This window comes from Luteimonas sp. Soil_C_16 (genome assembly GCF_057657295.1).
Map to the genome: position 1 here is coordinate 35,537 of NZ_JBDGIS010000009.1, position 25,472 is coordinate 61,008.

At 64.6% G+C, this 25,472-nt stretch carries 24 protein-coding genes; 10 read left to right on the plus strand and 14 right to left on the minus strand.

All coding sequences use genetic code 11. The annotated features are described in order from the left end of the window. Positions 1 to 34: 34 nt before the first annotated feature. Entirely contained in the window at positions 35 to 1,288 is a 1,254-nt protein-coding gene (locus AC3A5T_RS15475; RefSeq protein ID WP_332078272.1) for a threonine/serine exporter family protein, read from the minus strand. A 118-nt stretch (positions 1,289 to 1,406) separates the two neighbouring features. Between AC3A5T_RS15475 and AC3A5T_RS15480 the strand changes: the two genes are divergently transcribed. From AC3A5T_RS15480 to AC3A5T_RS15495, 4 genes are read left to right on the plus strand one after another with little or no spacing between them, the layout of a single operon-like run. Then, complete coding sequence (locus tag AC3A5T_RS15480) at positions 1,407 to 2,519, plus strand: ABC transporter permease (protein ID WP_332078271.1); 1,113 nt, start codon at positions 1,407 to 1,409, stop codon at positions 2,517 to 2,519. A gap of 2 nt (positions 2,520 to 2,521) precedes the next feature. Continuing rightward, a complete protein-coding gene (locus tag AC3A5T_RS15485; RefSeq protein ID WP_487629316.1) occupies positions 2,522 to 3,355 on the plus strand; it encodes an ABC transporter ATP-binding protein in 834 nt (277 codons plus the stop codon). Next, positions 3,355 to 4,281 carry an MlaD family protein gene (locus AC3A5T_RS15490; RefSeq protein ID WP_332078269.1) on the plus strand — a complete coding sequence of 309 codons (927 nt, stop codon included), beginning with the start codon at positions 3,355 to 3,357 and terminating at the stop codon, positions 4,279 to 4,281. The genes AC3A5T_RS15485 and AC3A5T_RS15490 overlap by 1 nt, the downstream gene beginning before the upstream one ends. Further along, positions 4,278 to 4,976 (plus strand): ABC-type transport auxiliary lipoprotein family protein, encoded by a 699-nt coding sequence (locus AC3A5T_RS15495; RefSeq protein ID WP_487629317.1) that lies wholly within the window; start codon positions 4,278 to 4,280, stop codon positions 4,974 to 4,976. The genes AC3A5T_RS15490 and AC3A5T_RS15495 overlap by 4 nt, the downstream gene beginning before the upstream one ends. A 116-nt stretch (positions 4,977 to 5,092) precedes the next feature. On the opposite strand, the gene AC3A5T_RS15500 is transcribed toward AC3A5T_RS15495, so the two are convergent. Then, positions 5,093 to 5,686, minus strand: coding sequence for an alpha-ketoglutarate-dependent dioxygenase AlkB family protein (locus AC3A5T_RS15500; protein WP_487629318.1), 594 nt, complete (start codon positions 5,684 to 5,686; stop codon positions 5,093 to 5,095). A gap of 57 nt (positions 5,687 to 5,743) precedes the next feature. On the opposite strand from AC3A5T_RS15500, the gene AC3A5T_RS15505 reads away from it, so the two are divergent. Beyond that, complete coding sequence (locus tag AC3A5T_RS15505; protein WP_487629319.1) at positions 5,744 to 7,810, plus strand: glycoside hydrolase family 99-like domain-containing protein; 2,067 nt, start codon at positions 5,744 to 5,746, stop codon at positions 7,808 to 7,810. On the opposite strand, the gene AC3A5T_RS15510 is transcribed toward AC3A5T_RS15505, so the two are convergent. Together AC3A5T_RS15510 and AC3A5T_RS15515 are read right to left on the minus strand one after the other, a co-directional pair. Further along, positions 7,789 to 8,445, minus strand: a complete 657-nt coding sequence (locus AC3A5T_RS15510; RefSeq protein WP_487629320.1) for a CoA transferase subunit B — start codon at positions 8,443 to 8,445, stop codon at positions 7,789 to 7,791. The two genes, AC3A5T_RS15505 and AC3A5T_RS15510, sit on opposite strands and share 22 nt — an antisense overlap. Then, positions 8,445 to 9,176, minus strand: a complete 732-nt coding sequence (locus AC3A5T_RS15515; protein WP_487629321.1) for a CoA transferase subunit A — start codon at positions 9,174 to 9,176, stop codon at positions 8,445 to 8,447. Before AC3A5T_RS15515 ends, AC3A5T_RS15510 begins: the two co-directional genes overlap by 1 nt. A gap of 135 nt (positions 9,177 to 9,311) precedes the next feature. Between AC3A5T_RS15515 and AC3A5T_RS15520 the strand changes: the two genes are divergently transcribed. Continuing rightward, positions 9,312 to 10,661 (plus strand): phosphohexomutase domain-containing protein, encoded by a 1,350-nt coding sequence (locus AC3A5T_RS15520; RefSeq protein ID WP_487629322.1) that lies wholly within the window; start codon positions 9,312 to 9,314, stop codon positions 10,659 to 10,661. 8 nt (positions 10,662 to 10,669) lie between these two features. Next, a complete protein-coding gene (locus tag AC3A5T_RS15525; protein WP_487629323.1) occupies positions 10,670 to 12,082 on the plus strand; it encodes a mannose-1-phosphate guanylyltransferase/mannose-6-phosphate isomerase in 1,413 nt (470 codons plus the stop codon). Between the two features lie 69 nt (positions 12,083 to 12,151). Here the strand turns inward: AC3A5T_RS15525 and rfbD are convergent, their stop codons facing one another. The 4 genes from rfbD to rfbB are packed head-to-tail and all read right to left on the minus strand — an operon-like array spanning position 12,152 to position 15,547. Further along, entirely contained in the window at positions 12,152 to 13,057 is a 906-nt protein-coding gene (gene rfbD / locus AC3A5T_RS15530; RefSeq protein ID WP_487629324.1) for a dTDP-4-dehydrorhamnose reductase, read from the minus strand. Further along, positions 13,054 to 13,611 carry a dTDP-4-dehydrorhamnose 3,5-epimerase gene (rfbC, locus tag AC3A5T_RS15535; protein WP_487629325.1) on the minus strand — a complete coding sequence of 186 codons (558 nt, stop codon included), beginning with the start codon at positions 13,609 to 13,611 and terminating at the stop codon, positions 13,054 to 13,056. The genes rfbD and rfbC overlap by 4 nt, the downstream gene beginning before the upstream one ends. Further along, positions 13,608 to 14,495 (minus strand): glucose-1-phosphate thymidylyltransferase RfbA, encoded by an 888-nt coding sequence (gene rfbA / locus AC3A5T_RS15540; protein ID WP_487629326.1) that lies wholly within the window; start codon positions 14,493 to 14,495, stop codon positions 13,608 to 13,610. Before rfbA ends, rfbC begins: the two co-directional genes overlap by 4 nt. Then, the gene (gene rfbB, locus AC3A5T_RS15545) at positions 14,492 to 15,547 is read right to left on the minus strand and encodes a dTDP-glucose 4,6-dehydratase (RefSeq protein WP_487629327.1); all 1,056 of its coding nucleotides are present in this window, start codon (positions 15,545 to 15,547) and stop codon (positions 14,492 to 14,494) included. The genes rfbA and rfbB overlap by 4 nt, the downstream gene beginning before the upstream one ends. Before the next feature lie 207 nt (positions 15,548 to 15,754). Between rfbB and AC3A5T_RS15550 the strand changes: the two genes are divergently transcribed. The 3 genes from AC3A5T_RS15550 to AC3A5T_RS15560 all read left to right on the plus strand — a co-directional run bounded on the left by AC3A5T_RS15550 (position 15,755) and on the right by AC3A5T_RS15560 (position 18,347). Then, positions 15,755 to 16,501: an electron transfer flavoprotein subunit beta/FixA family protein gene (locus tag AC3A5T_RS15550; RefSeq protein WP_487629328.1), complete on the plus strand. Its 747-nt coding sequence runs from the start codon at positions 15,755 to 15,757 to the stop codon at positions 16,499 to 16,501. A 67-nt stretch (positions 16,502 to 16,568) separates the two neighbouring features. Continuing rightward, entirely contained in the window at positions 16,569 to 17,513 is a 945-nt protein-coding gene (locus AC3A5T_RS15555; protein ID WP_487629329.1) for an electron transfer flavoprotein subunit alpha/FixB family protein, read from the plus strand. A gap of 213 nt (positions 17,514 to 17,726) precedes the next feature. Further along, the gene (locus AC3A5T_RS15560; RefSeq protein WP_487629330.1) at positions 17,727 to 18,347 is read left to right on the plus strand and encodes a class I SAM-dependent methyltransferase; all 621 of its coding nucleotides are present in this window, start codon (positions 17,727 to 17,729) and stop codon (positions 18,345 to 18,347) included. On the opposite strand, the gene AC3A5T_RS15565 is transcribed toward AC3A5T_RS15560, so the two are convergent. The 6 genes from AC3A5T_RS15565 to AC3A5T_RS15590 form a co-directional block, all read right to left on the minus strand. After that, complete coding sequence (locus tag AC3A5T_RS15565) at positions 18,336 to 19,313, minus strand: glycosyltransferase family 2 protein (protein WP_487629331.1); 978 nt, start codon at positions 19,311 to 19,313, stop codon at positions 18,336 to 18,338. The genes AC3A5T_RS15560 and AC3A5T_RS15565 overlap by 12 nt on opposite strands. Beyond that, on the minus strand, positions 19,310 to 20,095 hold the full coding sequence (locus AC3A5T_RS15570) for a glycosyltransferase family 2 protein (RefSeq protein WP_487629332.1): 786 nt from the start codon (positions 20,093 to 20,095) through the stop codon (positions 19,310 to 19,312). The genes AC3A5T_RS15565 and AC3A5T_RS15570 overlap by 4 nt, the downstream gene beginning before the upstream one ends. Positions 20,096 to 20,109: 14 nt before the next feature. Then, positions 20,110 to 20,472 (minus strand): SMR family transporter, encoded by a 363-nt coding sequence (locus tag AC3A5T_RS15575; protein ID WP_487629333.1) that lies wholly within the window; start codon positions 20,470 to 20,472, stop codon positions 20,110 to 20,112. Between the two features lie 40 nt (positions 20,473 to 20,512). Then, the gene (locus AC3A5T_RS15580; protein WP_487629334.1) at positions 20,513 to 22,369 is read right to left on the minus strand and encodes a DUF2142 domain-containing protein; all 1,857 of its coding nucleotides are present in this window, start codon (positions 22,367 to 22,369) and stop codon (positions 20,513 to 20,515) included. 108 nt (positions 22,370 to 22,477) lie between these two features. Continuing rightward, positions 22,478 to 23,614 (minus strand): rhamnosyltransferase WsaF family glycosyltransferase, encoded by a 1,137-nt coding sequence (locus AC3A5T_RS15585; RefSeq protein WP_487629335.1) that lies wholly within the window; start codon positions 23,612 to 23,614, stop codon positions 22,478 to 22,480. 113 nt (positions 23,615 to 23,727) lie between these two features. Then, complete coding sequence (locus AC3A5T_RS15590; RefSeq protein ID WP_487629336.1) at positions 23,728 to 25,404, minus strand: glycosyltransferase family 2 protein; 1,677 nt, start codon at positions 25,402 to 25,404, stop codon at positions 23,728 to 23,730. Positions 25,405 to 25,472: the final 68 nt, after the last annotated feature.

Below are 25,472 nucleotides of genomic sequence, written 5' to 3' on the forward strand. Positions count from 1 at the left end.
CGCCCTCCGACCGGAGGGCGTTTGCGTATGCGGCTCAGAGGTTCTTGCGCGCCGGCAGCAGCACGTTGCCGAACAGCAGGCCGGCGATCAGCGCCAGCACGATGTTCATCACCACCAGCGCCGCTTCCTGGCCGGCGGCCATGTCTTGCTGCTGCACCAGATTCATCAGACCGCGCAGGCTGTTACTGCCGGGCACCAGCATGATCAGCCCCGGCACCCGGATCACCGCGCCCGGACGGTTGGCCCAGCGCGCGTAGCCGTTGCCGGCCGCGGTGGTCACCAGCGCGGCGACGAACAGGCCGATATTCGGACCGAGTGCGGCGCCGACCCAGCGCGAGACGAGATATCCCGACGCGGCGGCGCCCATGACCAGCAGCACGTCGCGGCGCCCGGCGCGGAACAGGATCGCGAACGCCCCGGCCGCGGTCGCCAGCGCCGCCCATTCCACCCAGTCGGGCTGCGGCCGCAGCGCGCGCACGTTCGGCGTGACGCCGAGCATCTGCATCAGCGTGAGCGCGATGATCGTGCCAATGGTGAGTTTGAGCACCGTCGTGATCGCACCGGCGAAGCGCGCCGTGCCCGACACCAGATGCTGGCTGGTCAGTTCGTTGATCGCATTGGTGAGCGCCATACCCGGCAGCATCACGATCAGCGAGGCAATGACCACGGTATTGAGATTCAGCGGTGCGACGAAGGCCGACACCAGGATCGCGACCACGCCCGCGACCATGCCGGCCAGCGCTTCGTGCGCTTCCTTGAGCCGCGTACCGTTGCGCGTGACCAGGTCGAGCAGACCGATGAGCAGGCCGATGGTGCCCGCCGTCGCGATGTCGGCCCACGGCAGCCGCCACAGGCCGGCAACGCCCATCGCGACCATCGCGAAGCCCATGACCTGCGCCGCCTTGCCCCAGGCGCGCGGTTCGCGTGCGTCGAGCGCGCGCAGCGCGGCGTAGCCTTCGGCCAGATCCATCTCGCCGGCCATGACCTGCTCTGCGATGCGGTCGGTCTCGCACAGCTTGTAGAGGTTCACGTCGCCCGGCGACATGCGGATCACGCGCGTGGTGTCGCTGTCGCCCGGCGGGCGCAGCGGATCGCTGAAGGACAGCACCATGCCGGTCGGATTCACCCAGGGCTCGCAGTCGATACCGAGTTGCTGGGTCACCGCGATCACCGCGCCTTCGAGGCGCTGCGCGGTGGTGCCGTAGGCATGCAGATGCTCGGCCAGCTCGACCACGAAGGCGATGCGCGTGGCGTAGCTGGCAGTGGTGAGCGGGGTGGCGCCGGACATCGACACAGGATCGCACGTCGCGCCGGGCGCCCGGTAGGCCGCGCCGCCGTGATGCGCGGCCTCACACCTGATTTCGGTATGCTCACCGGCGTTTGCACCTCGACCGACCGATGCCTGCATGACCGTCCCCCGTCACGCCACGCCCAGCGCCGATTCCGGTGACGGTGGATCGCTGCGGCTGCGCGGTCACTGGACGCTCGCCTACGCCGGCGACATCGAGACGGTCCTGCGCGCGCACGAGGCGCCGGCGGGCGACGTGGACGCGACCGGCGTCGACCGGCTGGACTCGGTGGGCGTGCTGCAGCTGCTGCGCTTCGCCGAAAAACGCGGCCTGGATTTTTCGACGTTCCGGTTCCGCGACGACCACCACGCGCTGGTCGAGGCGATCGAGGACGTCGCCGACGACCGGCCGAAGAAGAAGCGCGATTACGGCGTGTATGCCGCGCTCGCACGTTTCGGCGAGACGATGCACGACAACTGGCGCGAGATCGTCGCGCTCGTCAGCTTCCTCGGCGAAACCCTGCTCAAGCTCGGACGCCTGCTGGTGTCGCCGCGACGCTTCCGCATGACCTCGACCGTGCACCACATGGAGCAGGTCGGTCTCGACGCGGTGCCGCTGGTCGCGCTGCTTTCATTTTTGGTCGGCGCGGTCATCGCCTTTCTCGGCTCGACCGTCCTGGCCGAATTCGGCGCGACGATCTTCGTCGTCGAACTGGTGTCGATCGCGTTCCTGCGCGAATTCGGCGTGCTGCTGACGGCGATCTTGCTCGCCGGTCGCACCGCCAGTGCGTTCACGGCGCAGATCGGCGCGATGGTGAGCCGCGAGGAAGTGGATGCGATCCGCACGCTCGGGCTGGACCCGGTCGATCTGCTGGTGATTCCGCGCGTGGTCGCGCTGATGGTGATGCTGCCGCTGCTGACCTTCATCGCGATGATCGCCGGCCTCATCGGCGGCCTGACCGTCGGTGCCTTCAGTCTCGACATTCCGCCGCAGGCCTACATGGCGCGCATGTACGAGACCATGAACGTCCGGCACTTCTTCGTCGGCATGTCCAAGGCGCCGATCTTCGCGATGGTGATCGGCCTGATCGGCTGCCTGGAAGGCCTGCAGGTCAAGGGCACGGCGCAGTCGGTCGGCGAGCGCACGACCTCGAGCGTGGTGCAGACGATCTCGCTGGTGATCGTGTTCGATGCGTTCGCCGCGATCTGGTTCATGCACGTGGGATGGTGACGATGTCCGACACGCCCGCCCGCGATCCGCATGCGCAGGATGACCTCGGCGACGAGATCGCGATCCGTGTGCGTGGCCTGGTCAACCGTTTCGGCGCGCAGACCGTGCACGAGAACCTCGATCTCGACGTGCGTCGCGGCGAGATACTCGGCGTGGTCGGCGGTTCGGGCACGGGCAAGTCGGTGCTGATGCGCAGCATCCTGGGGCTGCGTCCGCCGCAGGCGGGCACCATCGAGGTGCTGGGCGCCGATGCGCTGTCGCGCGACGTCGAGGAGCGCCGGCACATCGAACGCAACACCGGCGTGCTGTTCCAGGACGGCGCGCTGTTCTCGTCGCTGACCGTCGGCGAGAACGTGCAGGTGCCGCTGAAGGAACACCATCCGGATCTGCGCGATTCCTTGCGTTACGAGCTGGCGCTGCTGAAGGTCAAACTGTCCGGCCTTCCGGCCAATGCGCTCGACAAGCTGCCGGCGGAACTGTCGGGCGGCATGCGCAAGCGCGCGGGCCTGGCGCGGGCGCTGGCGCTCGACCCGCCGCTGCTGTTCCTCGATGAGCCCACGGCCGGTCTCGATCCGATCGGCGCGGCCGCGTTCGACCGCCTGATCCGCACGCTGCAGGAAGCGCTGGGACTGACCGTGTTCCTGATCACACACGACCTCGACACTCTGTACGCTATCTGTGACCGCATCGCGGTCCTGGCCGACAAACAGGTGATCGCGGTGGCGCCGGTGGCGGAGATCGAACAGGTCGACCATCCCTGGATCCAGGATTATTTCCACGGCCCGCGCGGCCGTGCCGCACGCGACGCCAGGGCCAACGCCCCGGGAGCCCACTGATGGAAACCAGAGCCAATTACGTCCTCATCGGCGCGTTCACGCTCATCGCGTCGATCGCTCTGCTCGGCTTCGCGCTGTGGGCGGCGAAGTATTCGTCCGACCGCAGCTGGAACGAGTTCGACGTCGTCTTCCGCGAGCCGGTGACCGGCCTGACCGAGGGCAGCAGCGTGCAGTACAACGGCATCGCCGTGGGCACGGTCGACAATTTGCAGCTCGCGCCGCAGGACCCGCGCCAGGTCATCGCGCGGCTGCGCGTGCAGGCCAATGCGCCGGTGAAGACCGACACCCGTGCGCGCATGTCGATGACCAGCCTGACCGGTTCGCCGATCATCCAGTTGACCGGCGGCTCGCCCGAAGCGCCGATGCTGGTGTCCGAAGACAGCGACCGCGTGCCGATCATCCAGACCGAAGCCTCGGCGCTGCAGAACATCTCCGACACTGCGAACCGCCTCGTCGAACGCCTCGACCGCGTGCTGAGCGAGGAGAACGTCGCGCGCATCTCCAACACGCTGGAGAACATCGAAGGCATGACCGGATCGGTCGCCGGGCAGCGCGAGGATCTCGCCGCGATCATCGTCAATGCGCGGACCGCCAGCGAACAGCTGGAGCAGACGCTGACCACGACCAACCGCGCGATGACCAACTTCGACCGCGAGCTGGTGCAGAAGCTGCCGGGCCTGGTGTCGAGCCTGGAAAGCACGCTCGCGCGCATGGACTCGGCCGCTGGCGGCGCCGATACCATCCTCAACGAGAACCGCGCGGCGATCAGCAGCTTCGCCAACGACGGCCTGTCGCAGCTCGGCCCGACGCTGGGCGAACTGCGTTCGCTGGTCCGCGACCTGCGCCGCATCAGCGACCGTCTCGACGCCAATCCCGCGCGTTACCTGCTCGGCCGCGACGCGCCGAAGGAATTCGAACCCGAATGATCACGCCCACGACCTCCGCGCGACGCGCCCTGCCCCGTCTCGCCGTCGCACTCGCGCTCGGCACCCTGCTCGCCGGCTGCAGCTCGCTGCTGGGCGGCGGTGGCGGCGAGCGCGACCGTTCTACGATCTATGCGCCCGATCCCCGCGTCGAAGCCAATCCCGCGTGGCCGCGCGCCGAGTGGCAGCTCACGCTGAGCCCGCCGACCGCCGCGCGCATGATCGACAGCTTCCGCATCGCCGTGCGCCCGACGCCCGCCGAACTGCAGGTTTACCGCGGCGCCAGCTGGGCGAAAACGCCGACCGACATGCTGCAGGACACCGTGCTGCGCACGATGGAAGACTCGGGCAACATTCCCGCCGTCGCGCGTCAGGGCGCCGGCATCACCGCCGACTACAAGCTGGTCATCGACCTGCGCCGCTTCGAGGCCGACTACAACGGCAACGTGCTGCCGGCGGCGACGATCGAAGCCAACGTCAAGCTGATCCACAACATCGACCAGACCGTCGTGGGCTCGCGTACGTTTATTGCGGCGCAGCCGGCGTCGAGCACCGAAGTCGCGCAGGTCGTCGACGCGTTCTCGGTCGCCCTGCAGAGCATCAGCGGCGAGATGGTCGGCTGGATCCTCGAGTCGGGCAACGCGCACGAAATGACCCACGACCGCAAGCCGCCGGCGTCGCCCGCGCCGCGCCGCTGAGTCGCGTCTTCGCCGCGCTTTTCTTGCGTCGCGTCTCGTCCGGCGCGCGTGGCTGATCTGCAGTCGCGTCCGACGACGCGGGTAGGCGACCCGCGGTGCCGTCCCGACGACCTGACTCAGGTCAGGATCCGCCGGAACGTCAGATTGACCCGCGGCCCGACCGGCCGCGCCGTCCGCGGCAGCGCATGCCGGAACCGCGTCTGCGTGTCGCCGCGCATCACCAGCAGACTGCCGTGCGGCAGCTCCAGCACATGCCGCGCGAACTGCCCGTCCGCGTCCGCCATCCGCGCCTTCAGCACGAAGCGACGCGTCGCGCCCAGACTCAACGACGCGATCACCGGCTCGGGCCCCAGTTCGCGCTCGTCGTCGCTGTGCCAGCCCATCGCGTCCTGTCCGTCGCGATAGAGATTGGCGAGCACGCTGTTGAAACCGACGCCTGCCGCCTCGGAAACCGCATCGCGCACCGGCACGAGTGCCGCAGGCCACGGCTCGGGCTCGAACCGCGTGCCCGAATAGCGATACATCGCCTCTGGATCGCCGATCCAGCAGCTGAGTCGGGGCGCATCGACCTCGCGCCCGAAGATGCGCAGGCGATGGCGCGTCCAGGGGATGTCGGCCAACAACGCTTCCAGCGCCGCCGTGGCGTGGGCCTCGGGCAGCCAGCCTGCCTGCAACGTCCATCCGTTTGTGTCGCGCAGGTCGGGTCCCATGGTCAGACCGTAACAGCTCGGGTCGTGAGCGTGCGCGGAATCTGGGATCATGTGCCGATGTCCAGCCGTCGACTGCGCACCTTCGCATTCAAGCTCCTGCGCTTCGCATTCCGTTGCGTCCCGATGACTGTCGCGACACGCGATCGTCTGCGTGCGCGTTTCCTCGATCGCTACAGTCACCTCGTTCCGCCGCCGCCGCGTGGTCAGGATGCAGGCACGAGACGTGAGATGCGTCCGCGTTCCCGCGCTGGCGCACGCGCCATCGGTTATCGGGAGCGGATCACGGATCCGCCCCCGACGGACGTGTCCGCACGCCTGATCGCGTTCTACCTGCCGCAGTTCCATCCGATTCCCCAGAACGATGTCTGGTGGGGAGCCGGGTTCACCGAATGGCACAACGTGACCCGTGCACTGCCTCAGTTCGAAGGCCACCAGCAACCGCGCCTGCCTGCCGACCTGGGCTTCTACGATCTGCGTGCACCCGATGTCATGCGCGCGCAGGCGGCCCTTGCGCGCGAGGCCGGCATCGAAGGCTTCTGCAGCTATTTCTACTGGTTCGGTGGCATGACGCTACTGGAAGCGCCGCTACGTGGCTGGCTGGACGATCCGACGATAGAACTGCCGCTGTGCCTGTGCTGGGCCAACGAGAACTGGTCGCGCCGCTGGGACGGCCGCGCCGACGACGTTCTCGTCGCGCAGTCGCACAACGCCGAGGACGATATCGCGTTCATCGCGCACATCGCGGACTACCTGCGCGATCCCCGCTACATCCGGGTCGACGGCAAACCGCTGCTGCTCGTCTATCGTCCGCACCTGCTGCCCGATGTCGCGGCCACAGCAGGCCGCTGGCGCGACTGGTGCCGCGACGCCGGCATCGGCGAACTCCAGCTCGCGTATGTACAGGGCTTCGAACGTCCCGATCCCCGTGACATCGGTTTCGATGTGGCGATCGAGTTTCCGCCCAACATGAGCACGCCACGATCGATCGTCGACAGGCAGACACTGCTCAACCCGGATTTCAACGGAGACGTGCTCGACTGGCGCGCGCTCGCAGCAGACGCGGCCGTCCGTCCGATGCCGTCGTATCCACTCTATCCGGGTGTGAATCCCGGATGGGACAACGAACCGCGGCGCTCCGGGCGCGGCCGCGTGTTCGCGCATGCGTCGCCGCGCGGCTATCGCGACTGGCTGCGCGCGACGATCCACGGTCGCCTGCGCGACGTCGCGCCGGCCGACCGGATCGTCTTCGTCAATGCGTGGAACGAGTGGGCCGAAGGCGCGGTGCTGGAGCCGGACACGCGGCTTGGTCATGCTTGGCTGACGGCAACGCGTGCGGGATTGACATCCGCGGTCACCGCGACGAATTCGACGCCTTGCGTCGTGATCCACGTGTGGTACGTCGAGATTCTCGACGACATTCTGGCAGCGCTTCAAGCGAGTGGAATCCGCTGGCGAATCATCCTCACCACGACGCCAGAGCACGAGGCAGCCGTGCGCGACCGACTGGCTGACACCACACTTCAGGCCGAGATTCACGTGTCGCCGAACCGCGGCCGCGATATGCGTCCTTTTTTGCAGATTGCCGACCGATTGCTGGACGAGGGCGTAGGTGTCGTGCTGAAACTCCACACAAAGCGAACAACGCATCGTGACGACGGTGCAGCGTGGGGCCGTGCGCTCGTAGACCATCTGCTCGAGCCAGGCAATCCGGCATTGGTGCTCGCCGAGTTCGCACGCGTGCCGCAATTGGGTGTCGTTGCACCGGACCGTCATTTGTGCCGAACCGAACTACACATGGGTGCCAACGGAAAGGCCCTGACGCAGCTCCGGACGATGACCGGAACAGCTGCAGCAGAAACCGAAAATGATGTGCACTATTTTGTCGCGGGCAGCATGGGGTGGTGGCGACTGGAAGCGTTGCGCCCCCTGCTCGATGCACATCTTGCCGATGATCTGTTTGAACCGGAGCTGGGCCAGATCGACGGCACGTGGGCGCATGCGACGGAACGGTTCCTCGTGGAGTCCGTCCGCCGCGCTGGTTACACCGCATGCGAGCGCCACCAGGTCAAGGAGGTCGCAGCAGACCCCCGAATCCGGATGCCCTATACGGAATCAGCGGGTTGAGGGCCCGCGGGTTTGAACTTCACGCCAGTCTTGTCCTGCAGATCCAAGGCGTCCACACCCTCCGCCATCTCGACGAGCACCAGACCATCGGCAGCCACGTCGAACACCGCCAGATCCGTGATGATCCGGTCGACCACGCCGACGCCGGTCAGCGGCAGGGTGCACTCGGGCAGGATCTTGTGGCTGCCGTCTTTCGCGACGTGTTCCATCAGCACGACGACGCGCTTGACGCCGGCGACGAGATCCATCGCGCCGCCCATGCCCTTGACCATCTTGCCGGGCACCATCCAGTTGGCGAGATCGCCGCTGCCGGTGACCTGCATGGCGCCGAGGATCGCCAGATCGATGTGGCCGCCGCGGATCATCGCGAAGGAATCGTGGCTGCCGAAGTAGCTCGCGCCCTTGCGTGCGGTAACGGTCTGCTTGCCGGCATTGATGAGGTCGGCGTCGACCTCGTCTTCGGCCGGAAACGGGCCGATGCCGAGCAGGCCGTTCTCGCTCTGCAGCCACACGTCGACACCGTCAGGAATATGGTTCGCCACCAGCGTCGGCAGGCCGATACCGAGGTTCACGTAGGCGCCGTCGGTCAGCTCGCGCGCAGCGCGCGCGGCCATTTCATCGCGGGTCCAGGCCATTACTTCGCTCCTCGCACGGTGCGCTGTTCGATGCGCTTTTCGGGCGTCGCGTTGACGACGATGCGGTCAACATAGATGCCAGGCAGGTGCACCTGGTCCGGATCGATGTCCCCGATCTCGACCAGCTCCTCGACCTCGGCCACGCACACCTTTCCGGCCATCGCGCAGGCGGGATTGAAGTTGCGCGCGGTCTTGCGGAACACGAGGTTGCCGGCGGTGTCGGCCTTCCACGCCTTGACCAGCGCGACATCGGCGACCAACGCGGTTTCCAGCACGTAATGCTTGCCGTCGAACTCGCGCGTTTCCTTGCCTTCGGCGACGATCGTGCCGTAGCCGGTCGCGGTGAAGAACGCCGGGATGCCCGCACCGCCCGCGCGCAGCCGCTCGGCCAGCGTGCCCTGCGGGTTGAACTCGAGCTCCAGCTCGCCGCCCAGATACTGGCGTTCGAACTCCTTGTTCTCGCCCACATACGAGGAAATCATCTTGCGGATCTGCCGGGTTTCCAGCAGCTGGCCGAGGCCGAAACCATCGACGCCCGCATTGTTGGAGATCGCGGTGATGCCCTTGACGCCAGAATCGCGCAATGCGGCGATCAGCGCCTCGGGAATGCCGCACAGGCCGAAGCCGCCGACCGCGAAGGTCTGGCCGTCGGCCACGATGTCGGCCAATGCCGTCGCGGCGTCGGGATACTGCTTGCCGCGTCGACCCGCGGCGGAACTCTGCTCGCTCATTGTGATCCTCATGGCGCAACGGACTTTGATTCTACCGGCTGCGCGTGTCCACGGCCTTGGACCTTGGTGCAGTGGCGCAAACGGTTCCGTCCGCGCGAAACGCTAGAATCGGGCGTCCCCACCGATGGATCGACCATGCCCCTGCCCGCCTTCAAGGCCTACGACCTCCGCGGCCGCGTGCCGGACGAACTCAATCCCGCCCTCGCCCGCGACATCGGTATCGCGTTGGCCGGTCAGCTGCCACCAGGCGCGATCGTGCTGGGCCGCGACGTGCGCCTGAGCAGCCCTGAACTGCAGGCGGCGTTGTCGGAAGGCCTGCGCAGCCAGGGGCGCGAGATCATCGACATCGGCGTCGGTGGCACGGAAGAGGTCTATTTCCAGGTCGACCACCTCGGCGCGGCGGGCGGCGTCATGGTGACCGCCAGCCACAACCCGATGGACTACAACGGCATGAAGCTGGTGCGCGAGCATGCGCGGCCGATCAGTTCGGACACGGGCCTGTTCGCGATCTCCGACGCGGTCGAGGCCGGTAATCTGCCTGCGCCGGTGGCGGCAACAGGCACCGAAACTGCCGCGCCCGACAAATCGGCCTACATCGAGCACCTGCTGGGCTACGTGGAGGCCAAGGCGCTGCGTCCGCTCAAGCTCGTGGTCAATGCCGGCAACGGCGGCGCCGGCACGGTCGTCGATCTGCTCGCGCCCCACCTGCCGTTCGACTTCGTGCGCGTGTTCCACGAGGCCGACGGCAACTTTCCCAATGGCATTCCGAATCCCCTGCTGCCGGAGAACCGCCAGGCGACGGCCGATGCGGTCCGCGCACACGGTGCGGATTTCGGCATCGCCTGGGACGGCGACTTCGATCGCTGCTTCTTCTTCGACGAAACCGGCGCCTTCATCGAGGGCTATTACCTCGTCGGGTTGCTGGCCGAGGCGATCCTCGCCAAACAGCCGGGTGGCAAGGTCGTGCACGATCCGCGTCTGGTCTGGAACACCGTCGAACAGGTCGAAGCCGCCGGTGGCGTGCCGGTGCTGTGCAAAAGCGGCCACGCCTTCATCAAGGAAAAGATGCGCGCCGAAGACGCCGTCTATGGCGGCGAGATGAGCGCGCACCATTATTTCCGCGAGTTCGCGTATGCCGACTCCGGGATGATCCCGTGGCTGCTGATCGCCGAGCTCGTCTCCACCAGCGGCCGCTCGCTGGGTGATCTGGTGGCCGAGCGCGTCGCGAAGTTTCCGTGCAGTGGCGAGATCAACTTCCGCGTCGCGGATGCGAAAGTCGCGGTCGATCGCGTCATGGCGCACTACGCCGCGCAGTCGCCGGCGATCGACCGGACCGACGGCATCAGCGCCGACTTCGGCGACTGGCGCTTCAACCTGCGCAGCTCCAACACCGAACCGTTGTTGCGGCTCAACATCGAGACGCGCGCCGACCGCGCGCTGCTCGACGCGCGCACGCGCGAGCTGTCCGATCTGTTGTCTGCGTGAGGCCTGACATGTCCACGATCGTCCCGGTCCTGCTCTCCGGTGGCTCAGGCACCCGCCTGTGGCCACTGTCGCGCGAGATGTACCCCAAGCAGTTCCTGCCGCTGGTCGGCACAGACACGATGCTGCAGGCGACCTGGTTGCGCGCAGCGCCGCTGGCTGGGGATACGGGCCCGATCGTCGTCGCCAACGAGGCACATCGTTTCGTCGTCGCCGAGCAGCTGCAGCAGGTCGGCGTCACGCCGGCGGCGATCGTGCTCGAGCCGGTCGGCCGCAACACGGCCCCCGCAATCGCGGCGGCGGCACTCGAAGCGCTGCGTGAAACGCCGGACGCGGTGCTGCTGGTGCTGCCGTCGGATCATGTCGTACAGGCGCCCGAGGCCTTCCATGCCGCAGTGCGCGCCGCGCTGCCTGCGGCCGAGGCCGGCAAACTGGTGACGTTCGGCGTGGTGCCGCGCGGACCGGAGACCGGCTATGGCTACATCAAGGCGGCCAGCGGATCGGGCGACGCGCCGGCACCTGTCGAGGCCTTCGTCGAAAAGCCGGATCTGGCGCGCGCCCAGGCCTACGTCGCGTCAGGCGATCATTTCTGGAACAGCGGCATGTTCCTGTTCCGCGCCGACGCGTATCTCGCCGAGCTCGAACGCCACGCGCCGGCGATGCTCTCGGCGGTACGCGCCTCGTGGATGGCGGCGCGCCAGGACGTCGACTTCACCCGGCTCGATGCGGACGCGTTCGCTGCCAGCCCATCGGATTCGATCGACTACGCGGTCATGGAGAAGACCGATGCCGCCGTCGTGATGCCACTGGACGCCGGCTGGAGCGATGTCGGCTCGTGGGCAAGTCTGCGGGAAGTCTCGCCGCAGGACACCGACGGCAATGCCCATCACGGCGAGGTCGTGTCGATCGATTGCCGCAACACCTATGCCTACGGCGAGCGGCTGATTGCGATGATCGGGCTGGAGGACACGATCGTCGTGGAAACGTCCGATGCGATCCTCGTCGGCCGCAGCGACCGCATCCAGCAGGTCAAGGAGGTCGTGGCCGAGCTCAAGTCGCGCGAGCTGCCGCAGGCTGCCTGGCATCGCAAGGTCTACCGGCCGTGGGGCGCGTACGACTCGATCGACAACGGCCCCCGGCACCAGGTCAAACGCATCACGGTCAAGCCGGGCGGCGTGCTGAGCCTGCAGATGCACCACCACCGCGCCGAGCACTGGATCGTCGTCAGCGGTACGGCCGAAGTCACGCGCGGCGACGATGTCCTGTTGCTGAGCGAGAACCAGAGCACCTATATCCCGCTCGGCGTGACGCACCGGCTGCGCAATCCCGGCAAGGTGCCACTGGAACTCATCGAGGTGCAGTCGGGCAGTTACCTGGGCGAGGACGACATCGTGCGCTTCGAGGACACCTACGGCCGGGCCTGATCGGCGCGGATCGTTCGACGCAGAAACGGCGCCCGAGGGCGCCGTTTTCGTGTCCGCGACGCCGCACGCTCAGCGCTGTGCGGCCGCCAGCGTATCGAGCACGCCGTCGAGTCCAACCTGCCAGGTCGGCAGCGCAATCCCGAAATCGTGCTCCAGCGTCGTGACGTCCAGTCGAGAGTAGGCGGGACGCTTGGCCGGCGTCGGATAGTCTGCCGTGGTGATCGCTTCGACGGTCGGCGCACGCGCGATCAGACCGCGCGCGACGGCGCCGTCGAAGATCGCTTCGGCAAATCCGTGCCAGCTCGTCTCCCCGGTCGCGGTGAGATGCCACGTGCCGGATCTCGAGTCGTCACCATGCAAGATCTGCGCGGTGACGTCGGCGATCAGAGCCGCGGGCGTGGGCGTGCCGATCTGGTCGGCCACGACGCGCAACACGTCGCGCTCGGCACCTACACGCAGCATCGTGCGGAGGAAATTCTGACCGTGTGCGGCGTAGACCCAAGCGGTGCGGAAGATCAGATGGCGCCCGCCCGCAGCACGGATCGCTTCTTCACCCGCGAGCTTGCTCGCGCCGTAGACGCCGAGCGGCGCCGTGGCGTCATCGGGACGGTACGGACGCGAGCCACTGCCATCGAACACGTAGTCCGTCGAGTAATGCACCAACGGCACCGAGTGCGTGGCGCACCAGCGCGCGATCGCGCCCGGGGTCTCCGCATTTGCAGCTTGCGCCGCCGCGGACTCAGTCTCGGCCTTGTCGACCGCGGTATACGCGGCCGCGTTGATCACGCGCGTCGGTCGCGTTGCGTCGAGCAGTGCGACGACCGACTCCGGATCGGCAAAGTCGGCGGTCAGGCAGGCGCTGCCATCTGGCAGCGTACCGGCGCGGGTCGTGCCGCGCACATCGCCCAGCGGCACGAGCGCCCGCAGCAGCTCCTGCCCCACCTGTCCGTTTGCGCCGAAGACCAGCGAGGTCATGCGGCGAACACCGGCAGCCGATCCTCGGCGATGTCGGCCAGCAAAGGCGCGTGTGTGTCCTTGTCGGACAACAGCGGCGCATCGATCTGCCAGTCGACGCCGATCGCGGGATCGTTCCAGCGCACGCCAGCATCGGCTTCCTTCACGTACACGTCGGTGCACAGATAGCTGAAGACCGCGCTGTCGGACAGCACCGCAAAACCATGGGCGAAGCCTTCCGGAATCCAGAACTGGCGTTTGTTCTCCTCGCTCAGGATCACGCCTTCCCACTGCCCGAACGTCGGCGAGCCGCGGCGGATGTCGACGGCGACATCGAGCACCTCGCCGCGCAGCACGCTGACCAGCTTGCCCTGCGGCCTCGGCCATTGGTAATGGAGGCCGCGCAGCACGCCCTTGGACGATGACGACACGTTGCTCTGCACGAAATTCGTCGGCAGCCCGTGCTGGCCGAACCGCTCGGCATTCCAGGTTTCGAAGAAGAAACCACGCGCATCGCCGAACACGGCCGGTTCGATGACGACCGCGCCCGGCAGTTTCGTTTCGACGATCTTCAACGCACTACCCCCCGCTGCACGAGCGACATCAGGTACTGGCCGTAGCCGTTCTTGGACAGCGGCCTCGCGAGCGCCAACAACTGTTCGGCGTCGATCCAGCCGTTGCCGTACGCGATTTCCTCCGGACAGCACACCTGCAGACCCTGCCGGTCCTGGATGGTCTGGATGAAATTCGATGCCTCGTGAAGGGACTGGTGCGTGCCGGTGTCGAGCCACGCAAAACCGCGACCAAGCTGCTCTAGATACAGCGCGCCTTCGTCGAGATAGCGCCGATTGAGATCGGTGATCTCCAGTTCGCCGCGCGGTGAAGGCTTCAGTTCAGCGGCGTAGTCGCTCGCGTGCCCATCGTAGAAATACAGGCCCGTCACGGCGTAATTCGAACGCGGTGCCTCCGGCTTCTCGGCGATGTCGATGACCTTGCCCGCGGCATCGAACTCGGCCACGCCGTAGCGCTCCGGGTCGTTGACCCAGTATCCGAACACCGTGGCGCCATCGCTACGCGCGTCGGCGTTCTTGAGCGTGTCCGTCAGGCCGTGGCCGTGGAAGATGTTGTCGCCCAGCACCAGGCAGCTTGGTTTGCCGGCGACGAAATCCCGCCCGATCAGATACGCCTGCGCCAGACCGTCCGGACTCGGCTGCACGGCGTACTGGATGTCCATGCCCCACTGCGAACCGTCGCCGAGCAGGGTCTGGAACAACACCTGTTCGTGCGGCGTGTTGATGATCAGCACCTCGCGGATACCGGCCAGCATCAGCACGCTGAGCGGGTAATAGATCATCGGCTTGTCGTACACGGGCAGCAGCTGCTTGCTGACGCCCTTGGTGATGGGATACAGCCGCGTGCCGGAGCCGCCGGCGAGGATGATGCCCTTGCGTGCGGTCATGCCTGCTCTCCCATGCGCTCCAGACGGTAGCTGCCATCCAGGATGCGCTGCACCCATGGCTGGTTGTCGAGATACCAGTCCACGGTCGCTTCGATGCCGGTTTCAAAGGTGTGCTCGGGTTTCCAGCCGAGTTCGCCCTGCAGCTTCGATGCATCGATCGCGTAGCGTCGATCGTGGCCCGGGCGATCGGTGACGTAGGTGATCTGCGTGGCGCGCGACTGGCCGTCCTCGCGCGGACGACGTGCGTCGAGCAGGCGGCAGATCGTCTCGACCACCTCGATGTTCTGACGCTCGGAATCGCCACCGACGTTGTAGGTCTCGCCGACGCGGCCCTTCTCGAGCACGGTGCGGATCGCGGCGCAGTGGTCGGTGACGAACAGCCAGTCGCGGACCTGCTTGCCGTCGCCGTAGACCGGGAGCGGCTCGCCGGCCAGCGCCTTGGCGATCACCAGCGGGATGAGCTTTTCCGGGAAGTGGTACGGGCCGTAATTGTTCGAGCAGTTGGTGGTGAGCACCGGCAACCCGTAGGTGTGGTGGAACGCGCGCACCAGATGGTCCGACGCGGCCTTCGATGCCGAATACGGCGAATTCGGCGCATACGGCGTGGTTTCGGAGAACTTGCCGAAGTCCCCCAGCGTGCCGTAGACCTCGTCGGTCGACACATGCAGGAAGCGGAATGCCTCGCGACGGCCGTCTGGCAGCGCCTTCCAGTAGTCGCGCACCGACTCGAGCAGACCGAGCGTGCCGACGACGTTGGTTTCGATGAATGCAGCCGGGCCATCAATGGAACGGTCGACATGGCTTTCCGCCGCGAAGTTCAACACCGCATCGGGCTGATGCTCGGCCAGCAGACCGGCGACGAGCGCGCGGTCGCCGATATCGCCATGCACGAACACGTGGTTCGGGTCGGATTCGACCGATGCCAGCGTCTGCAGGTTACCCGCGTAGGTCAGGGCATCGAGATTGATCACGCGGACGCCGCGACGCACGGCCTCCAGTACGAAATTGCCGCCGATGAAACCGGCGCCGCCGGTGACGAGCCATGTGGGCACGAGTTCACTCCTGTAGACGATCGAAAAGCCCTTCTGGGGCCAGCCGCCAAGGATACCGGCTCGTCCCCGCAATTTCGGTACGAACATGAACACCGAGGCGGCATGGTCCGAGTTCGCATGCCGGAGGTCGCCCCGTTAGAATCGGCGGATTGCCCCGCGCCTGCCGCCGCGGCCGGGTGATCCGCCAGTACAAGGAATGCCCCAAAGATGAAGATCCTCGTCGCCTACAAGCGCGTGGTGGACTACAACGTCCGCATCCAGGTCAAGCCGGACGGGTCCGGCGTGGTCACCGATGGCGTCAAGCTGTCGGCCAACCCCTTCGATGAAATCGCGCTGGAAGAAGCCCTGCGCCTGCGCGACAAGGGCATCGCGACGGAGGTCGTGGTCGCGACGATCGCGCCCGCCGACGCCCAGGCGCACTTGCGCAACGGCCTGGCCATGGGCGCGAACCGCGCCATCCACGTGGTCTGCGACCAGCCGATCCAGCCGCTGACGGCCGCCCGCACCCTGCTCAAGCTGATCGAGAAGGAACAGCCGGACCTGGTGATCCTCGGCAAGCAGGCGATCGACGACGACGCCAATCAGACCGGCCAGATGCTGGCGACGCTGTGGGGGCGCCCGCAGGCGACCTTCGCGTCGAAGGTCGAGATTGCTGACGGCAAGGCCACGGTGACGCGCGAAGTCGACGCCGGCTTGGAGACCCTCGAAGTCGACCTGCCGGCCGTCGTCACGACCGATCTGCGCCTCAACGAGCCGCGCTTCATCAAGCTGCCCGACATCATGAAAGCGAAGTCGAAGCCGATGGAATCGATCCCGTTCGCCGACCTCGGCGTCGAGTCGGTCGACACGCTCAAGACCACGCACTTCGAGGCGCCGACCAAGCGCGGCAAGGGCGTCATGGTCAAGGACGCGGCCGAACTGGTCGCCGCCCTGAAGGCCAAGGGCCTGCTCTGAATTCCGTCGCTCCCGCGCGCGGGAGCCCAGTGACGTCCGGCCCGGGGCCGGATCGCAGGAGAACCTCATGTCCAAAGTCCTTGTCATCGCCGAGCACCTCGACGGCACCCTGAACGCCAGCGCGACCGCCAAGACCGTCGCCGCGGCGCAGGCACTGTCGCCCGACTCCATCGACGTTGCGGTGTTCGCCGCGGACCCGGCGGGCGCCGCCACCGAAGCCGCAACGATTGCCGGCGTGTCGAAGGTACTCGCCGTCGCCAATCCGGCCAACGCGCAGGCGCTCGCGCAGGTGCTGGGCCCGCAGATCGCGAAGCTTGCCGCCGGCTACAGCCACGTCTTCGCGCCGTCGACGACATTCGGCAAGGACCTGCTGCCCGTCGTCGCCGCGCTGCTGGGGGTGAACCAGATCTCCGACCTGATGACGGTCGAGAGCAGCCACGTCTTCAAGCGTCCGATCTACGCCGGCAATGCGATCGTCACGGTCGAAGCCCCGACCGACCAACCGGTCGTCGCCACGGTGCGCACTGCATCGTGGCAGGAAGCCGCACGCGGCGGCAGCGCAACGGTGGAGACGACCAGCGTCGACGCCGAGCTGCCGACGCACACCCGCTTCATCGGCCTCGCCGCAGGCAGCACCGACCGCCCCGACCTGCAGAGCGCCAAGCGCGTCGTCTCGGGTGGCCGCGGCGTCGGCTCGGAAGAAAACTTCAAGATCGTCTTCGACTTCGCCGACAAGCTCGGCGCCGCAGTCGGCGCCTCGCGCGCCGCGGTCGACGCCGGTTACGTACCGAACGAACTGCAGGTCGGCCAGACGGGCAAGATCATCGCCCCCGAGCTCTATGTCGCCATCGGCATCAGCGGAGCGATCCAGCATCTGACCGGCATCAAGGATGCCGGCACGATCGTCGCGATCAACAAGGACGCCGACGCACCGATCTTCGAGATCGCGGACATCGGCCTGGTGGGCGACCTGTTCAAGGTGCTGCCGGAGCTGGAAGCTGCACTCTCATGATCTTAGGTTGGTAGCCAGGCGACGAGAGAACCCTCATCCAGCGAGCGCGCGCACATGCCCCGTGTCGGCCACTGCGCTCGTGCCTGCCCAATGACAGGCTTGGTTGTAAGGCCAGTGAAGGCGCTATATTCGAGGCAACGCCGAGCAAGTCGGTATGCGGAGGATGGAGCCATGCCATTAGGGCCCGCGTTGCGATCACTTATGAACCCGGCGATGGAACGTCGTCTGTCGGGAATGTATCGCCGGATATTCGTCGACCTAGAGCAGGTTTCTAAGGTGCTCTTGCCCCACTTGCCCCATAACGCGAGAATTCTCGATATCGGCGGCGGTGATGGAGAACTGCTGAATCACCTGCTTCGCGCCAGGCCGGATCTCTCCATCGACATGGTCGATATCGCGCCAGTTGTTGGAAAGTTCATCCAGCCCGATCATACGGGCAAGGTGCGGAGGTTCACACAGACGCCGGTAGAGAAACTTCCCCCGGAGAACGCCGGCTACGACATCGCCCTGATTAGTGATGTCATGCATCATCTGCCTACGGAATATCGCGAGACCTTTCTCCAGTCAATCCGCGCCCGACTTCGAAACGACGGATGCCTGTTGATAAAGGATATCGAGCCGGGCCATGCGATCTCCAGCTTGAGTCTCTTCTGCGACATGTATGTCAGCGGGGACAGAGGGGTAAGCTTGATTTCACTTCAGGAGCTCGAATCTCTATGCGAGCGCCTAGAGCCGATCTCGATGTCCGAAATCGGGCTTCTCGAAATGGATCGCCCCAACTATGCGCTGCGAGTGGTTTTCGGAGATGCTGGAAATCAGATCTCAGCGGAGTAATCGATGGATTGCACGCTTCGGCACGGATGCGATGTCGAACGCAATGAACCCCAAAAGAAGCTGAAGCCCAAGAATCACGGGAAGAGCAGCAAGCATGACCCGTCCCGCTGATGTCGGGAGCCCTGCCTCTGCCGATTCGATCCAGAAGTACGCGCCCGCCATGAGCCCCCCGGCTACGAGCGCGATGCCACCTGCAAGCTCTATGGTGGCGAGCGACATGTCGCGCAGAAAGTAATTGTAGAAAATCCGCTTGAACGTGTTCCGAACGTGTTTGGACAAGAAGTCGACGAGTATTTTTCCAATCTTCAGTCCACTCTCCTCATCGCCGTACTTCGCGTCCATCGGAATGTCCACCACAACGGCGCGAAGCGTGTTCAACCGGAACAGAATGTCCGTCTCGAAGAAGTAGCGTTGACTTATCTTCTCCAACGGCAACTTCGAAACCACGCGCGCATGGATGGCGGTGTACCCGTTGGTTGGGTCGAAAAGATCCCAATAACCCGACGATATTTTGGTCATGAAAGAAAGTCCGGCATTTCCGAATATTCGGATACGCGGCATCTGTCCGATCTGGGTGAGATCGTAAAAGCGATTCCCCTTTGTGTAATCCGCTTCCCCAGCTTCGATCGGCGCCACGAAGCGTGGCAATAACGCGGGGTCCATCTGACCATCGCCGTCCATCTTTACGATGATGTCTGCACCATCGTCGACCGCCCGCGAGTAACCTGCCATCACTGCACCGCCGACGCCAAGATTGGTCTCGTTGAACACCACGATCGTTCGATCATCCGGCGAGTGCGCCTGCACCAATGCTCCGCTGCCTTCGGGACAACGGTCATCGACGATGTAGATCCGCCATATCCATGAGGGCAATCCGGCGATTACATCGAGGATATGTCGCGTCACTCGATAGGACGGTATGACGATCGCGACCTTCGATCCACCCGGAGTTTGAAGTCCCGTCACTTGCCGCCCTCTTCGTAGGACATTGCGTACGCACGAGCCAGAACGCCCGCTACCGGTGCAGGCCAGAGCGATCTGAACATCTCGGCATCTTCTCTCGCTCTTATCCCGTCTCGTACGCCCGCGGTGGTCTCACTCGCCCCATGAATGCGATGGAGCATCAGATTCTCACGGACATAACAGAACGCCCCTGGGATCCGGGCTGCGCGAATCCAAGCCTCCCAATCGAGATCGACCTTCAAATCCTCGCGGAAGCGGAGCGCGGATGCGGAAGGACCGAGCGTCACCGACGGACACGCGATCGGACAACCGAAACGCAGAAGCCGCAGCTTTGCGCCTGTCCGGGAGACAGAAGCCCTCCCCATAAAGCCCAGCTCCAGCAGCAGTCTTTTGATGCGCAACATCGGCGTCGGTGGGCGAACGCTGCCTTCGTGCAGCTCCGAGTAGCCCGTCATCACAACCGAGGAATCAGGCGTCGCATCTGCGGCTTCAAGAGTGCGCGCCACAAAATCAGGCAGATAGACGTCATCCTGGTGCGCAATCGTGGTCCAGCGACGCGTCGAGCAATCGAGTGCGGCATTCCAGTCGCGTCCGATACCTGCATTCGGCCCATGTACGCGAACAGGAACCTGGAAACGCTCGGCAATCTGAAAAAGTGCATCATCCGGGGTCGATGTCGAAATGACAATTTCCGAACCAGAGCGGGTTTGCGTCGTGAGCGATTCCAGGCACTCGCTCAGATGCGGCGAGCAACCGTAAGCAGGAATTACAAAGCCATGATCCATGACGCCTCTCTTCCTCATGCCGCTTTACCGGACAGCGTCATAAGCAGAACGCCGGACGACACAAGCGCAAGCCCCAGCCATTGAAGAGGCCCGAGCCTCTCGCCGTAAAGAAGCCAGCTCGCGGCCGCGATCAGAATGTAGAAAAAAGAACCCGAAATCGCGAAAGCGACGCCGAGCTTGATTCGGCTGACGACGACTACCCAGACGACGAAACCGATACCTTGGATTGCGACAGCAGTAATCACATTTGGCGAAAGACACGCGGCGAGCAGCCACTGCAGCCCACTCGGGACTGGCTCGCGCATTGCGATTTCCGTCACTGCTCGTTTCACAAGGAGTTGGCTCCCCAGAGTCGAGCAGGTAACGAACACAATCATGAGAATTTCTTTCCACACGCTGGGGCATCTCCGAATTCAATCAATAATATCTGGACAGAATAGAAATAAATGCAATCGCGGACATGAGCGGCACGGATAACACCACAAGCGCCGCAACAGGTCCCCGCCACGCCCCGGGAATCGAGAATGAACAGAACATTGCGACAAACGCTGCGAGGGGAATGAAGTAGCGACCTTGCAGACCTTCGATCACCGCGCTCTCAGGCGGGGTCCAGTAAGCATAGAAAGGTATGCACATGATGACGATCACCACCATCACGATCGCCCAAGCGAAAATTCCGGTTCTGAATCCAGATGGCTTTGCGGCGACGTTCAAGGCAGCTGCGCCCGACAAGGCAAGGATCGCTATGGAATAGAAGTAGTCGGGCGGGTAAACGTCCAGCCATCCGAAGACCCCTACGACGCCCTTTAGAATCAACTCACCTGTATGCGAGAAAGCCGTGGCCGCGAGCATCTGCAGGTAACCGAGCGGCGCAGCGACCAGTGCTTCCATTCCGTTGACGCTTGCCACGTCGGGACGCACATAACCGTCCCCTCCGCTCGAGAGGCGCAGAATCCACACAGCATGGACTGCTGCCGGCACCAGCGAGGTCACAAGCAGCCAGCGCAGTCTCCGTGACCATCCGCCTTGGATGATCGCGAGGCAGACCCAAGGCGCAAAGAAGATCCAACCCATCAGAGGTTTCGAAAGAGCCAGCAACAACCCGAGCCCCAAAAGCAACCATCGTGCTCGCGCTGTGGAGACGCGTGCGCTAGACACGCCCGACACAACTCCGAGATAGGCGATGCACAGCGCCAGCATATTCGCATCGTAAGAAAGCGAGGTCGCCAGATAGAGCGACATGGGAACCGAGCCCAGTAAGAACAGCGCCCAACGACCGAATCCCGCCGCCCGCAAGCCGACAAAACCGAGAGCGAGATATATGAGGAGATTTAGAAACTGCGAACCGTAATAATAGAAACCGAAGTCCCCATCGACGCCACAAGTAACCGCATGTCCGAACCAAGGCGAGAGATACATGAGCGGCGAAGCGCCCGCAGGCGCAGCGACTCCTTCGCGCGGCGAATGTTGGCAGGCGAGTGGAGCCGCTGCAACGGCGCCCAGCTCCTCACGAGAGAACTTTTGGCCGTGCACCGTCTGGAACGGGCCGTAATTACCGAGTAGGTTGGGACGCTCACGACCTTCATCAGCTCCGACAATCTGGCCAGAGGCCATAAGCGCGATCTTGCTAGCATGCGCGAACTCGTCGGGAACCGCTCCGGGTGGCCGCACGACAATGAAGCCCAATCCAAGCACCAATCCCAGGATCAGGAACAGCTCGGGCAACCGTCTATCGAGACGTGCATGGACAGCGGCGGATGCTCGACCGATGCGCTGTCTGTCGTCGGAGGTCATTCGCCCACCAGCGCCGACGAGTGCAAAGAATGCGATCGTCCAGAGAAAATAGCGCGCGATGTTGAGGCCCTGCGCCAGAACCGCGCCCCCTGGCGCTGGCGGTACTATGAACACGGCCTGCGGATCGGGATGTCCATTCTCTACGCGCCAAGACGCACAGCCGTCAGTGGCAGAAATGGATTCGATCCCAGCTGACGCGATCGGCACAGGTTCTAGATCGATACTTTGTCCTATGCCCGGCAGCCAGCTGAGTGAAAAGGTAGGAGCGCAAACTGAAAACGCAGAGCCGGCAGGAGGATCAACGCGGAACGCGCGCGCCGACAATCCCCCAGACAGATCTACCATCCCGCTGTTGCGCCACACCGAACCCGACTCACTAAAGCCGGAACCGTTGTCATGGAAAATCTGAAAACCGCCGTCGCCGTTTAAGTGGAACGAAATCCTCGTAGCCGGATACAGCGTCAGGAGTGCCGCGAGCATCGCAGTCGCCGCGAATGCAAGCCAGTGCAAAGGTGACCTGCGCACGAGCGTACGAGCACCCCTTGCAGCGCGTTTGATCGTGGACACATTCGATCTAGTCATGTCCACTCACCCCTCAAGCATCGCAGACGCGACACCGGTCGCAGCAGTTGCTACGCCGCCTCCACCCACGAACGGATGCGCGACATCTGCAACATCGTAGGGTCGCATGTCCCTTGAAAGCGCCGCGCGGCACTCCGAAACGAGAGAGGCTGCGATGCCAGCCGGAGACAGCATGACGGCGGACTTCAGGCCCGGGAACGTGCCTTCCATGTTCTTGTTCTGGAAAGGGTTGGTTACGACCCCCATCCCGAATGCCGCCATCTCAAGCGGCGGGTAGCTGGGATGCGGCGAAACCATCAGACTCAACCCCACGGCAGAAGTACTTAAAAGCTCTCCGTACGCGCCGATATCGAGCTTGCCGAGCGCCCGAATCCGAACGCCCCCCAGATCGAGGTCCTCTCGCAGCTCGCCTGCCGAGACCACGTCCCATTCGGCAGCATCGGGCATCGTGGTCGCCCAGATGCGGAGGCTTTCGCAAATGAGTTCGAACGCATTTCGAGCTGTCGAAGGGCGACCGTACACGAGGATTTGCTTGCGTCGCTGGGACGGCGCGTCGATCTGCGCCGAAAGGGCGGGCCTGAGTCCATCGTTCAGCGTGGGCTCGAAAACGAAGCGGTCTTGGAATGCGATTCCAATAAGATCGAAATAGTCGGACAGCTGGGAGGTATTGAAGATGGCGATGTCCTGGTCAGGACGATACGTGCCCAGTGCCACAAACGACTGCGACGACCAGGGATAGAAGCCGGGTTCGAAATCCTGGATCAGATATCCCGAGCGGCTTTTGATGCCGTAATAATTCTGTTGCCAGGCAGAAAGCTGCTGCGCCGCATACGCCGTCCACCAAGCAGTCGACAGCCAGCGATCTCCCGCCGTCACGGGGAGCGTGCGAGCGTAACGATCATTGAAGGCGACGATCTGACGCGGTGCGGGATCGTCGTCCTCGAGGTTCACGAGGACGTGGTCAGGAAAATGCTGCAGCGCCTCCACTTCGGGCGCAGCGTCGGTCAGGATGATCCGACTGCGCGGAAAGCGCTCGAGCATCTCGCGATACAGTACGACGGCAGTGTGGATGCCGCCGAAATAATGGCGGGAGTTGATCGAAGGGAGTAAGAGATTGAGACGCGCACCTTCGCTTCCGGACACGCGCGCGTGACACGGCACGATTTCGGCGATACTCGTTTGAACGGGTGTTCCGGAAACGGGGCCCTCAAGCCGTGCTGCCGCCCAACGCAGTGCGCGTACCAGTGTCGAGCGCCTCACGGGGCAGCCGCCGGACGGAATCGTGGCAGCGGCGACATGGGGTCGAGATTGGGGCTGAAGAACGGATCGCCCTCCTCCCGATATGGCGCATACGCCACCATCGACATCTCGAAATCACCCTGTGGAACTTCGCGCGGATCCCGCGTCTTGGACTCGTGGTGGATCATCACGGAGTCGGCGACGTACAGATTCGAATACCCCGCCCGGTACGCACGCAGACACAACTCGACGTCGCTTCCGCAGACGACGAAGCCTTCATCGAAGCCGCCGAGCGACTCGAACTTCGCTCGTTCGATCGCCATGCACGCGCCAGTGACCGCCAGGACATTTCGCCGGAGTGCCGGTGAAACGAACAGATGCTGGTGGTGGGTTGGCGACGCGGCCTTGAACACGTGGTCGGCCCACCCGCCCATTCCCACGACCACGCCTGCGTGTTGGATCGTCCGATCCGCATACAGCAGCATCGGACCACACACCGCGATATCCCGCCTAAGCGCGTTCTCCACCAGGCGCTCCAGCCATTCGGGGGAGATCACCTCCGTGTCGTTGTTGAGGAATACAAGCACGCTGCCCCTGGCGTCCCTGGCCGCAATATTGTTGAGACACGACCAATTGAACGGAACGTGGGCAGGCAGCACACGCGTATCGGCTGTCGCGGCGACACCGGTCAGCCAGTCAAGCGTGTCAGGCTGAGTGGAACCGTTGTCGACGATCAGGATCTCGTAGTGACGATACGTCGTCTGTGCACGGATCGAATCGACGCACGCCCTCAACAGATCCAGCCCATCCTTGGTAGGGATGATGATGCTGACCAGAGGCGGGGGCGAAGGTATCGGGTAACGGACGTCGTAGCAGAACGCGTGCTCACCATCGCATGCGCGCGCACCGGGGGAAATCTCATCCAGATGGGCTTGGATCGCAGCGCGTCCGGCGTGGTGCGCATAAGGCTTGGACGACGCGTTCGCTGCCGTCGATCCGGAATGGGCGCGCCAGTGGTAGAGCACACGTGGCACATGTGCAACGCGCGCGCCTGCAGCGACGCAGCGCAGCACAAGATCGTAGTCCTGGGAGCCGTCGAAGTCTGGACGCAGCCCGCCCATCCGCTTCAAGAGTGCCATCTCGACGGCGACGAGGTGTCCCAGGTACATCTGGGACAAGAAAAGGTCGTGACTCCAGTCCGGTTTGAAGAACGGAGCGGCGCGGACGCCCTGCTCGTCAATGATGTCGTGGTCGGTGTAGACGACATCCGGAGCATCTTGCAGAAAAGCCGCCACGACGCTGGCCAAGGCTGCAGGATGCATCAGGTCGTCGTGATCGAGGAAGCAAGCCCAGCGACCGCGTGCCAACGCGAGTGCCGCGTTCGTAGCACCTGCGATTCCCGCTCCGCCGCTTCCGAAGTCGACTCTGATCCGAGGATCGCCAGCCAACTCGGTCAACAGCGCGAGGACGGCTGGCGAGTTGGACCCATCGTCGTGAATGCAAAGCTCCCAATTTCCGTACGACTGCCCACGCACACTCCCCACCGCCGCTCGCAGAAACTCGATCGGAGGGTTGTAGACGGGCATGACGATGCTCACCAGTTCGCCTTCGCGAACTTCAGCCACCACCCGCTCGCTCTCGGCCAGCCACGTGCGGTACTCGTCTAAAGTGACTGCGGCTGTGGTCGGCCGCATGGTGTCCGCTTGGGAATAGGCGATCAGCGCGTGAACGAAATGCCGCGGCCCGCCCCTCATCCTCGCGC